Source organism: Aeromonas sp. 600276 (assembly GCF_049175815.1).
Classification (GTDB): Bacteria; Pseudomonadota; Gammaproteobacteria; order Enterobacterales; family Aeromonadaceae; genus Aeromonas; species Aeromonas dhakensis.
In genome coordinates this window covers 357,037-368,570 of sequence record NZ_JAAKVU010000001.1, presented here as the reverse complement: position 1 = coordinate 368,570, position 11,534 = coordinate 357,037, and the positions used below count along the sequence as shown (strand labels likewise).

12 protein-coding genes are annotated in these 11,534 nt (G+C 63.9%); 5 read left to right on the top strand and 7 right to left on the bottom strand.

Annotated elements, in window-relative coordinates; translation table 11 throughout:
- Positions 1–33 precede the first annotated feature (33 nt).
- The 5 genes from G5134_RS01755 (at position 34) to G5134_RS01735 (ending at position 4,283) form a co-directional block, all read left to right on the top strand.
- Positions 34–366: a Dabb family protein gene (locus G5134_RS01755; RefSeq protein ID WP_065017375.1), complete on the top strand. Its 333-nt coding sequence runs from the start codon at positions 34–36 to the stop codon at positions 364–366.
- The gene (locus G5134_RS01750; protein ID WP_065017376.1) at positions 363–950 is read left to right on the top strand and encodes a nucleotidyltransferase domain-containing protein; all 588 of its coding nucleotides are present in this window, start codon (positions 363–365) and stop codon (positions 948–950) included. Before G5134_RS01755 ends, G5134_RS01750 begins: the two co-directional genes overlap by 4 nt.
- A 19-nt stretch (positions 951–969) precedes the next feature.
- The gene (locus tag G5134_RS01745) at positions 970–1,791 is read left to right on the top strand and encodes a carbon-nitrogen hydrolase family protein (protein ID WP_024942709.1); all 822 of its coding nucleotides are present in this window, start codon (positions 970–972) and stop codon (positions 1,789–1,791) included.
- Positions 1,792–1,941: 150 nt separating this feature from the next.
- Positions 1,942–3,390 (top strand): metalloprotease TldD, encoded by a 1,449-nt coding sequence (gene tldD / locus G5134_RS01740; protein WP_024942708.1) that lies wholly within the window; start codon positions 1,942–1,944, stop codon positions 3,388–3,390.
- A gap of 32 nt (positions 3,391–3,422) precedes the next feature.
- Positions 3,423–4,283 carry an SIS domain-containing protein gene (locus G5134_RS01735; RefSeq protein ID WP_011704383.1) on the top strand — a complete coding sequence of 287 codons (861 nt, stop codon included), beginning with the start codon at positions 3,423–3,425 and terminating at the stop codon, positions 4,281–4,283.
- An 88-nt stretch (positions 4,284–4,371) separates the two neighbouring features.
- Here the strand turns inward: G5134_RS01735 and G5134_RS01730 are convergent, their stop codons facing one another.
- The 7 genes from G5134_RS01730 to G5134_RS01700 form a co-directional block, all read right to left on the bottom strand.
- A complete protein-coding gene (locus G5134_RS01730) occupies positions 4,372–4,977 on the bottom strand; it encodes a DUF2057 family protein (RefSeq protein WP_065017378.1) in 606 nt (201 codons plus the stop codon).
- A 49-nt stretch (positions 4,978–5,026) separates the two neighbouring features.
- Positions 5,027–6,100 (bottom strand): porin, encoded by a 1,074-nt coding sequence (locus G5134_RS01725; protein ID WP_011704385.1) that lies wholly within the window; start codon positions 6,098–6,100, stop codon positions 5,027–5,029.
- A 100-nt stretch (positions 6,101–6,200) separates the two neighbouring features.
- Complete coding sequence (murP, locus tag G5134_RS01720; RefSeq protein WP_065017379.1) at positions 6,201–7,655, bottom strand: PTS N-acetylmuramic acid transporter subunit IIBC; 1,455 nt, start codon at positions 7,653–7,655, stop codon at positions 6,201–6,203.
- A 99-nt stretch (positions 7,656–7,754) separates the two neighbouring features.
- Complete coding sequence (murQ, locus tag G5134_RS01715) at positions 7,755–8,651, bottom strand: N-acetylmuramic acid 6-phosphate etherase (protein ID WP_011704387.1); 897 nt, start codon at positions 8,649–8,651, stop codon at positions 7,755–7,757.
- 264 nt (positions 8,652–8,915) lie between these two features.
- On the bottom strand, positions 8,916–9,119 hold the full coding sequence (locus G5134_RS01710; RefSeq protein ID WP_005308127.1) for a hypothetical protein: 204 nt from the start codon (positions 9,117–9,119) through the stop codon (positions 8,916–8,918).
- 160 nt (positions 9,120–9,279) lie between these two features.
- Positions 9,280–9,996: a MarC family NAAT transporter gene (locus G5134_RS01705; protein ID WP_016349179.1), complete on the bottom strand. Its 717-nt coding sequence runs from the start codon at positions 9,994–9,996 to the stop codon at positions 9,280–9,282.
- 135 nt (positions 9,997–10,131) lie between these two features.
- Positions 10,132–11,448 carry an MFS transporter gene (locus tag G5134_RS01700; protein ID WP_065017380.1) on the bottom strand — a complete coding sequence of 439 codons (1,317 nt, stop codon included), beginning with the start codon at positions 11,446–11,448 and terminating at the stop codon, positions 10,132–10,134.
- Positions 11,449–11,534 lie beyond the last annotated feature (86 nt).

Sequence of the window (11,534 nt, the reverse complement as noted above, 5' to 3'; positions counted from 1 at the left end):
CGGGCGGCCCGGCACCATCACAAGGAGTGAGCCATGATCCGACATATCCTGCTGATCGCCTTCAAGCCGGGCACCCAGATCGAACAGATAGACGCGGTGCGCGCCGCCTTTCTCGCCATTCCCCATCAGGTCAGCGGCGTGCTGGCGGTGGAGTGGGGGCGGGACGACAGCCCGGAGGGGCGGGCCGAGGGCTTCACCCACAGCGTGCTGATGACCTTTGCCGACGAGGCGGCCCGCCAGCGTTATCTGCCCCACCCGGATCACGATGTCCTCAAGGCCATCTTCCGTCCGGTGCTGGAACGCATCATAGTGCTGGATTACACCCTGCAGGCCGGCGATGTGGTCACGCTAGGGTCGCAGTCATGATGGACGAGGCTCGTTGGGCCAAGATTCCACCGCTTCAGTTCGCACTGCTGCAGGCAGTGGTGGAACATGGCAAAGCCCATCCCGCTATTGCTGCCGGGGTGGTAGTTGGCTCGCTTGCCAAGGGCACGGCTGACCGGGTATCCGATGTCGATGTATTGCTGCTGGCCGAACCGGGCTTTCATCAGCATGGGGAAGCACTGGTACGTTCCATCGTGGGCGAACGTGCGGTGTTCCACTGCTGGCAAGGAAGACATGAAGATGTCTGTTCCTACTGGCGTTATATCTTCTTGGATATGTCCAGCATCGAGATCCATATCCTTGATCGCGATGCCGGTTTTCCGCTTGCCAAGCCTTACTTGCCTCTTTTTGATAAAGCCCATTCGCTATCGGCACTGGAGGTCGCGGGGCCTGCTCCCAGCCATTGGGATTTCCCTGCCTACATGGGAAACGGTGATGGTCTGGTGTGGGAGCTGTTCGACTGCCTCAAATGGGCGGAACGGGGCCAACGGGGATTAGTCAGGCATCATCTGCGTAAGCTGTTGGCAGAAATGGATAAAGACCCGAATATTGTGGATCGCGAGTAACGTGGACAAGGAGAGAACCATGTGGTTAGCCGCAATACAGCTGGTATCGGGCCGTCACTGGCAGGATAACCGGGAGCAGATCGCCGCCGAGCTGGCCCTGTTGCCCAAGGAGCGGCCGCTGCTGGTGCTGCTGCCGGAGAATTTCGCCCTGTTTGGCGAGCGACAGGGCTATCTGGACGGGGCCGAGACCATAGGTCCCGCTCTGGGCGGAGCAGCGCCGATCCAGCAGCAGCTGGCCGAATGGGCCCGTGACTACGGTATCTGGCTGGTGGCGGGGGCCATGCCGACCACCATCGCCGGTTCCGACCATATCCACACCAGTACCCTGGTGTTCGACCCCAGCGGCGAGCGCAAGGGCCACTACCACAAGATCCACCTGTTCGACGTGGACGTGGCGGACAATCACGGCCGCTATCGGGAGTCCGAGACCTTCAGCCCCGGCGAGGAGCCTGTGCTGGTGGACTCCCCGTTTGGTCCCCTCGGCCTCTCTATCTGTTATGATCTGCGCTTTCCCGAGTTGTACCGCCGGCTGGCCAGCGCCGGCGCTCGCGTGCTGCTGGTGCCTGCCGCCTTCACCGCCGTGACCGGCGAGGCGCACTGGGAGCCCCTGCTGCGGGCCCGCGCCATCGAGAACCAGTGCTACGTGGTGGCCGCCAATCAGGGCGGCACCCACGAGACGGGGCGCCAGACCTGGGGCCACAGCATGGTGATCGACCCCTGGGGCAGGGTGCTGGCCAGCCTGGACAGCGGGCGCGGCACCGTGCTGGCGCCGCTGGATACTGGTCTTATGGACGAACTGCAACGCACCATGCCGGTGCTGGGTCATGCCCGTCTGCTATGAACATGTGCAGGTTCGATTCGCCCTGTGGTGGGGGAGTCGGACGCTTGCAAACCCGATGGTGGGTTGGACGTCCACTGACGTTTCGCCAAGCGAACCCAGGGTCGGGGATTTAACCGTTACGACATCTCGCATCGAGAGTGGAGAGAAAGATTGAGTCTATTGAGCCAGGTTAGTGCCTCCCTGTTGGCCCCGAACGATCTCGACGAAGGGCGCCTGCAGCAGCTGCTCGGCAGCCTGATGAGCCATCAGGTGGAGTTCGGCGACCTCTATTTCCAGCGCAGCTGGCACGAGTCCTGGATGCTGGAGGACGGCATCGTCAAGGATGGCAGCTACAACATCGATCAGGGGGTGGGGGTGCGCGCCGTCAGCGGCGAGAAGACCGGCTTCGCCTACTCTGACGAGCTGAGCCTGCTGGCGCTGCAACAGTCGGTGACCGCCGCCCGTGGCATCGCGGCTGCCGGTGCGCAGGGCAAGGTGAAGGCGTGGGCCAGAACCTCGGCAAACCTGCTCTACCCGGCGCTGGATCCGCTGCAGACCCTCGACAAGCAGCAGAAGATCGCCCTGCTGGAGCAGATGGACAAGTTCGCCAGAAGCCTGGATCCCGCCATCAATCAGGTGATGGCCTCCATCAGCGGTGTCTATGAAGAGGTGCTGGTGGCCGCCACCGATGGCACCCTGGCCGCCGACGTGCGTCCGCTGGTGCGCCTCTCGGTGACCGTCATCGCCGAGAAGGGCGATCGCCGCGAACGCGGCAGTGCCGGTGGCGGTGGTCGCTTCGGCTACGACTACTTCCTGGAGCTGGACGGGCTGGAGAGCCGGGCGTTTGGCTATGTGCGCGAAGCGGTGCGCCAGGCGTTGGTGAACCTCGATGCCATCGACGCGCCGGCCGGCACCATGCCGGTGGTGCTCGGTGCCGGCTGGCCCGGCGTGCTGCTGCACGAGGCGGTGGGCCACGGTCTGGAGGGGGATTTCAACCGCAAGGGCTCCTCTGCCTTTGCCGGCCGCATCGGTGAGCAGGTGGCCTCCAAACACTGCACCATCGTCGATGACGGCACCCTGCCGGGTCGGCGCGGCTCCGTCTCCATCGACGACGAGGGGACACCGGGCGGTTACAACGTGCTGATCGAGAACGGCATCCTCAAGGGTTATCTGCAGGACAAGCAGAACGCCCGTCTGATGGGCGTGCCGCTCACCGGCAATGGCCGCCGCGAATCCTACGCCGCCCTGCCGATGCCGCGCATGACCAACACCTACATGCTGGCGGGTCAGTACGACCCGGCCGAGATCATCGCCTCGGTGAAGAAGGGCATTTACGCTCCCAACTTCGGCGGCGGTCAGGTGGACATCACCTCCGGCAAGTTCGTCTTCTCCGCCTCCGAGGCCTACCTCATCGAGGATGGCAAGATCACCGCGCCCATCAAGGGGGCGACCCTGATCGGCAACGGCCCCGAGGCGATGAGCCAGGTCTCCATGGTGGGCAAGGATCTCGCGCTGGATCGCGGGGTCGGGGTCTGTGGCAAGGAGGGGCAGAGCGTGCCGGTCGGTGTCGGCCAGCCCACCCTCAAGCTGGATCAGCTCACCGTGGGCGGCACCCAGTAAGGGCGCCGCAGAACAAGCAGCAGAGAGAACCCATGCTTACCCTGTCGAAAATTTCCAATATCCGCAGTCAGCTCTCCCCCAGCGAGCTCAAGATCGCCGATTACATCCTGGCGTGCCCGGAGCAGGTGACCCACTTCTCCTCCCAGGAGCTGGCCCAGCAGGCTGACGTCAGCCAGTCGAGCATAGTGAAGTTCACCCAGAAGATCGGGTTCAAGGGCTTCACCGCCTTCAAGCTGGCGGTCAGCGAGGATCTGGGGCGCAAGCACGCCATCAAGACCGACAACGTAGGGGATCTCTACAACGGCATCGGCCGCGACGACGATCTGGAGACCATGGCCAAGAAGCTGGCCCAGGAGAAGATCAACTCCATCGTGGAGACCACCCAGGCCCTCGACAACGCCACCCTGGCGCGGGTGCTTGACGTCATCAACCAGGCTGGCCGGGTCCAGCTGGTGGGGATCGGCGGCTCGGCGCTGACCGCCAAGGATCTCTGGTACAAGCTGCTCAAGATCGGGGTCACCACCCTGTTCGCCCAGGACAGCCACGTGCAGATCTCCATCGCTCAGACCCTGGGTCCGGGGGACGTGCAGCTGGTGGTCTCCTATTCCGGTGCCAGCCGGGACGTGCTGGCGGCGGCCGAGTTGGCCAAGCGCAACGGCGCTACCCTGATCGCGGTCACCTCGTTTCGCAACACCCCTCTGCGGCAGATGGCCGACATGGTGCTGGACACGGTGGCCGACGAGAACGAGCTGCGTATCTCCTCCATCTCGTCGCGTACCGCCCAGAACACCATCACCGACATCCTGTTCCTCGGCTTGGTGCAGCGCCGTGACGAGGCTTGGGCGCTGATCGACGGCACCCGGGGTGCCATCGACCGGCTCAACAAGGAGTGAAGTGGGGCTGGCTGCAACAGACGCCGAGACCTGCCGAGAGAAAAAAACCACCCGCCTGCGGGTGGTTTTTTTATGGGCCAGTGCCGGCTCAGAGGGCTAGGGCCCAGCGGAGGAAAGCCTTGCGCTGGGCCTCGTCGGCGGCGAGGTAGCGCCGTTGCAGTTCAGGGGCGACGGGCATTGCGCCCGGGGTGGCTGCGGGCTGCACGGGCGAGACGGCCGGCAGGGCGGTGGCTGCGCTGGCCGACCCGTCGTAACGGGCCAATAGCGCCTGATAGTCGGTCAGCAGGCTGTCCTGGCTGCGTGGCAGGGCGGTGGCCAGCACGGGGCGGGTGCCGTTAGGGGTCGCCAGCTGCAGAGCCGGGCTGGCCGCAAAGCGGCGAATGGCCTGCGGAGTGGGCAGCGGCGGGGTGACCAGCCGCAGGGTACCGCTGGCCGGCAGGGTCAGGGTCAGCAGCAGCGGGGCGGAGCGGACGCGACCCTGGCTCTCGTTGGTGGAGCCGGGATCGAGCGGGCTGTCGAAGCGCACCAGCAGCCGGGCCTCGCCGGCGGGCAGCGTGAGGGCGCGCTCGAAGGGAGAGGCTTTGCCCCGGGATGAGGCCAGCAGGGTGAGGTTGTCTGCCAGCTCCAGCCGGGCGGCCTGGGTCGGCAGGGCCAGCAACAGCAGCAGGGTGGTGAGCAGTGGGAGTCGGATCATGGAGTGCTCCAGCAGAAAGCAAAAAGCCGGCCTACTGGCCGGCAGGGGATCAGAACTCGTAGCGCAGGCCGAGGTGGTAGAAATCCTCGCTGTTGCTGCTGCCGCCAAAACTGGTGACCGTGCTGCCGGCCAGCCCGTCTTCACCGCCCCGGAACACGTAGGCGCTGTAGAGGGAGGAGCGCGGAGTGAGCTTGTACTGCAGCTCCAGGGTGGTGTCGCGCAGGCTCATGCCGTCTCCCCCGTCGTTGTCGAGGTGGCGGTAGCCAGCGCGGGCGGCCCACTTCTGGTTGATGTCGTAGACGGCAGTCAGCTCCCACACCTTGTCTTCGCTGTCCGCCTGGCCGTTGCGATAGCTCACCTGATCCTTGGCATAGAGGGCGCCCAGCATCAGCGGGCCCAGGGTGTAGCGGGTGCCGATGCCGCTGAAGCGGTACTCGTCGGCATTGGGGTCGACCTTGCTGGCCCCGGTCTGGGCCGCCTTGCTCTGCTGGTAGGCGATGACTGGTGCCAGCTTGCCCGCCGCCCCGAGATCGAAGGTGTAGCGCAGGGCGCCGTTGTAGCCATAGTCGAGATCCGAGGTGCCGTTGCCGAGGATGTAGGCCAGCGACAAGTCCAGATTGCCGAGGGTGTTCTGGTATTGCAGGGTGCCGTCCTGACGGAACACCTGTACCGCAGTGGAGTCCACCTTGCTGGCCTGGCGCGCCATGGAGACATCGGAGGCGGCAAACACGTCACCGATGTCGGTGAACATGATGAGCCCGGAGGAGACCCGGCCACCGGTCAGCTTGCCCCACTGGCCGCCATCGAGCCCGGCCCAGACGTAACGGGCGGTGAGATCGCTGCTGTTCTTCTGCACGTTGTTGGCGTATTCGGCGGCATTGACCTGGTACTGGGCCATGCCGATCACGGCTACCTGCTCGTTGACGGTCTGGCGGGCGGTGAAGCCGATGCGGCCGTCGAAGTCTCCCTGATCGTTGCCGCTCTTCTTGTCCGAGATGTTGAAGCCGAGGCGACCGTAGAGATCGACGTTGGAGCCGTCATCGGCCTGATAGATGACGGCGGCCTGCGCCGTACCGACGGCAAGCAGGGCAGGAATGGCCAGGGCAAGCATGGACTGTTTCATTGTTGTCTTTCCTGTGTGGGCTCTGTGCCAGAGCCGGGTGAGTTTGGCCGTGACCCCGATTGCTCGGGGCCAGACCTTGGCGATGAATCCGGAGGGGGGATTAACTCAGATCGACGTTCTTGCAGCCGAACATCAGGGTGATGAGGTAGCCGCCGAGGTAGGCGACGGCGAGGCCGGCGGCGTAGACCAGCATGCCGGGGAAGATCCCCTGGGCCGAGGTCATCAGCGGCAGCGCGACGATGCCGGAAGGGCCGAACACGGTATTGAGACCGACCGGCAGGCCCAGCCAGGAGATGAGGCCGACCAGGAAGCCGCCGAGGGCGCCGCCGCAGCAGGCGGTGATGAAGGGTTTGACCCGCGGCAGGGTGACGCCGTAGATGAGCGGCTCGCCCACCCCCAGGATACCGGGAATGATGGTGCCCTTGACCTGGGTGCGCAGCAGGGAGTCCTTGCCGGCGCGGCTGTAGAGCGCCAGGGCGGCGCCGACCTGGCCGGCGCCCGCCAGCGCCAGGATGGGGAACAGGGAGTTGAAGCCCTGTGCATCCATCAGCGCGAAGTAGACGGGCACGAACCCCTGGTGGATGCCGAACATCACCGAGATGAGGAACAGGCCAGCCAGGATGGCTGTGCCGAACGGATTACCGTTGAGGTGGATGAAGAGCCAGGACATGCCGTTGTAGAGCTGCACGCCGAGGGGCATGATCAGGACGAAGGTGACGGCCCCCATGATCAGCAAGGTGATGCCGGAGGTGAGGATCATGTCGAGGCTGTCGGGTATGAAGCGGCGTACCTGACGCTCCACCGAGGCGCCGATGATGCAGGCGATCAGCACCCCGATGATGTTGCCGCGCGGATCTATCTGGTGGCCGAAGAAGTCGCTGACCCCGGCATAGATGCCGCTGGTGGCCTGCGGGTCATAGCCCATCACGAACAGCGAGGCGAGGATGGCGCCATTGACCCCGGAGCCGCCGAACGCCTTCTGGGCGTTGTAGCCGATGAGGATGCTGAGGAAGCTGAACAAGCCCTTGCTGAACAGCTTCATGTAGCCGACGAATTCGGCCAGCATGCCACCCGCCTGCTGGCTTTCCAGCAGCAGGGTCTGCTCGATCAGGGTGGCGAAGCCGAGCAGCAGGCCGGCGGCGATGAAACCGGGGATCAGCGGAGTGAAGATGGTGGCAAACTTGGCCAGGAAGCGGTGGGCCGTACTGGTCTGTTTCTGCTTCAGCGCCTGTTTCTTGGCGGCGGCGATCTCGCCCAGATCGGCGGATTGTGCGGTTGGCGCCTCCAGTGCGCCGAGCCCCGCGCTCAGCATGCCGTTCATCAGCTCGCAGGCGGTCTGGGCCTTGCCCGGCCCCAGCACGATCTGGAACTGGTCGTCGCTCTCGATGACTCCCATCACACCGGCGATACGCTTGATGGTATCCCGGTCGGCATGCAGGCTGTCGGCCAGGCTTAGCCGCAGCCGGGTCATGCAGTGGCCGCAGTGGGTGATGTTGTCGCGGCCACCGATGGCCTGGATGAGCTGGCCAACCATGGTGTCAGTTATTTTTGCCATAAAGAACCCAGTCAGTCTGTTGTGTCATGAGGGTGCCTGGGCACCCCGTTCTTGTTGTGGTATTGCCGTCCCTGGCCCGGCCAATGTGCGGTTGGCCGATCAGTGGGTGCACTGGCTGATGAAGCCGTTGCTGCTTTGCAGGCGAGTGCGGGCTTCGTCGGCCGTGAGTCCGGCCAGGATCATCACGATGGCGGTCTTGCAGTGGTTGTCCGCCTGTGCCAGCGCCCGCTCCGCCACGGCGCGCTCGCAGTCGGTGGCCTCCATCACGATGCGTTTTTGCCGCTCCACCAGCTTGGCGTTGGTGGCTTCCACATCCACCATCAGGTTGCCGTAGACCTTGCCGGTGCGGATCATGGCGCCGGTGGAGAGCATGTTGAGGATCAGCTTCTGCGCGGTGCCCGCCTTCATGCGGGAGGATCCGGTGACGATCTCGGGGCCGACCACCGCCACCATGCTGATGTCGGCCGCCTGGGCCAGCGGGCTGCCTGGGTTGCAGCTGATGCTGCAGACTGTGGCACCCACCGCTCTGGCGTGGGCCATGGCGCCCAGTACGTAGGGGGTTCTGCCGCTGGCGGCGATGCCCACCAGCACGTCGTTGGCACAGAACTGGATGTTTTTCAGATCCTGGGCGCCGAGTTCGGCGTCATCTTCGGCGTTCTCGACCGCCTGCAAGATGGCCTTGTGGCCGCCGGCAATCAGGCCGACCACCTGTTCGGCAGAGACGCCGTAGGTCGGCGGGCATTCGCTGGCATCCAGGATGCCGAGCCGGCCCGAGGTGCCGGCGCCGATGTAGACCAGCCGGCCTCCCTTGCCGAACGCTGCCGCGATGGCATCGACCGCCCGGGTGATCTCGGGCAGCAACTGGCTGACCGCCAGCGCGACCTGCTGATCCTCCTGATTGATGACGCGCAGCATCTCCAGGGTCGGCAACTGGTCGATCTCGACGCTGGCCGGGTTGCGGGTCTCGGTAATCATGCTTGATAGGTCAATGGTCATCGTTTCCTCTGCATAAGGTCATCGCCACTCCCGGCGTAAAACATTCCTCTTGATGACAGGCATGATTATCGATTTTTGATTTCTATGATGAGATCAATGTCGCATAATTAATTATTCCATTTATTTTTGTTTTTAAGTCATTAAAATTCCTACACGATGACATCCATGGGGGGAGCTAGGTGGTGCTGATTGCGCCGAGGAGGGGGTGAGCGTCAGCCAATAAAAAGCCCCGGCAAGGGCCGGGGCTGCAGATACGGGGCTCGGTCAGTTGACCGAAATGGCGCGGGCGTCGATGAAGAAGCGCGCGTTGCCTTGTTGATCGACCCTGATCTGGGCAACCAGACGATCGCTCTGCTTGTACTCCCACCGGCTCTTGATCCGGGTCAGAGCGGGGCTGGCGGCACCGACCACGTTCAGATATTCATGAAACAGGCTGTAGCTTCCAATCTCGGTCAGCATCTTTTCCATTTGCACATCTCCTGAAGTGAGTGGGTGTCCATCCATAAACCTACCAAGCACTCTCTGAATCGAACCTGTATAAAAAACACACCAACTAATTTATGTGTCAACAACATGATCAGGCGCAAGATCAGCGACGATTCCTGCGCTTTTATGACACCGTTTTCAGTCAGGGTTGGCGCGGGTCCGGCAATTGATCAAGGGCGCCGGATACGTGTGGCAACGCGGGGGCCGTTTGTGCCGCCGGCGCCCCATGGAACACCGGATCCTGCGCCACTTCCTTGATGCCATTGATGCAGAACTGCATACCCATGCAGACCAGCAAGAAGCCCATGATCCGGGTCATGGCATCGATGCCGGTGGCACCGAGGATCTTGCAGACCGGATCCGCCAGCTTGAGCACCCCCCAGCTGAGCAGGCTCATCAGGGCGAAGGCGGTAACCATGGCGGCATAGATGGTGAAGCGGTTGTACTCGTCCGGCAGCTCGGCGATCTGGGCGGCACCGCTGATCACCAGCGCCATGGTGCCCGGCCCGCACATGCTGGGCATGGTGAGCGGCACGAAGGCGATGCTCTGGTTGATGTCGACCCCGGCCGCCTGGCTCGGTGCCGGGAACAGCATGCGAAAGCCGATGAAGGCGATGATGAGGCCGCCGGCCAGGCGCAGGCCGGGAATGGAGATCCCGAACAGATCCAGGATGGAGGAGCCGATGAAGAAGCTGACGCAGAGGGTGCAGAACAGATAGATGGCGGCCAGGTTGATCTGGCGTCGCACGTGCTCGCGCGACATGCCCTTGCTCAGCCCCAGCAACAGGGTGGCCGTGGTGGGCGGGTTGACCATGGGCAGCAGCGCCAGCAAGGCGAGAAATACGACCTGAAAGAACATCATGAACCTCGAATGACTGGGGGGCGGAGTAATCCCGGGCCGTCGAGGGGCCCGAGAGGGAGGCTATCTTATGTCGGCCGACCTGAACACAGGCGGTATGAAAAAAGCCCCGCACTGGGCGGGGCTCGGGAGGATTCAGGCGGCCTGCGGCGCGCTCTGGCGCTGGCTGCGCTGCTGCAGCCAGAGCAGCAGGCCGATGGCAAAGCCGAGCACCGACAGGCTTACCACGTAGTGGGAGGGAGCCAGCACGTCCTCCTTCATCCACAGGGTCACCAGCATGGGGGTGAGGCCGCCGAAGATGGCGTAGGCCACGTTGTAGGAGAACGACAGCCCGGAAAAGCGCACCACCGCCGGGAAGGCGTTGACCATGACGTAGGGCACGGCGCCGACGATCCCTACCGCAAAACCGGCCAGGACATAGAGCGGCACCAGCTGGCTGGTGTCACTCGCCAGCCCGTGATAGAAGGCGTAGCTGGCGCCGGCCAGCAGCAATGAACCCAGCATGAAGGTGGGGCCGCTGCCGAGGGCATCGATGAGCCGGCCATAGACGATGCAACCCAGCGTCAGGGCCAGAATGGCCAGCGAGTTGGCGGTCAGTGCATCGGCCGGGCTGATGCCGTGCACCTTCTGCAGGTAGGTGGGGGTCATCAGGATCACCACTACTATGCCGGCGGAGAGCAGCCAGGTGAGCAGCATGGAAATCACGACGCTGCCCTTGTGGCTGCGCAGCACCGTCTTGAGCGGCAGCTCTTCCGCCAGCGTCTTGTTGGCCTGCATCTCGGCAAAGACCGGGGTCTCGTGCAGCCAGCGGCGCAGGTACATGGCGACGATGCCGAACACCCCGCCGAGCACGAAGGCCAGACGCCAGCCCCAGTCGCTCACCTCGCTCGGGCTCATGCCGCGGTTGATGGCGGTGGCCACCAGGGAGCCGAGCAGGATGCCGGCCGTCAATCCCGCGGTGAGGGTGCCGCAGGCGACCCCGATCCGGCGGGCGGGTACGTGCTCCGCGACGAACACCCAGGCGCCGGGCACTTCACCCCCGATGGCGGCCCCTTGCAGGATCCGCAGCAGCAGCAACAGCAGGGGGGCGGCGATGCCGAGCACGGCGTAGGTGGGCAGCAGGCCGATCAGCAGGGTGGGCAGCGCCATCATGATGATGCTCAGGGTGAACATCCGCTTGCGGCCGATGAGATCGCCAAAGTGAGCCATGATGATGCCGCCCAGCGGACGAGCCAGATAGCCGGCGGCGAAGATGCCGAAGGTCTGGAACTGGCGCAGCCACTCGGGAATGTCGGCGGGGAAGAAGAGCTCGCCGATCACAACGGCGAAGAAGACGAAGATGATGAAGTCGTAAAATTCGAGGGCACCGCCCAGCGCTGCCAGGCTCAGGGTCTTGTAGTCCTGTCGGTTGAGGGGACGGCTGTGGTCGTAAGCTTGCGTGACTGTCGTCATATCCTTATGTTTCCCATCGTCTTTTTAGTTATTGTTCCCCATCCTTGCAGGGGACACGCTCACTACCGAGGGTATGCTTTTGCATC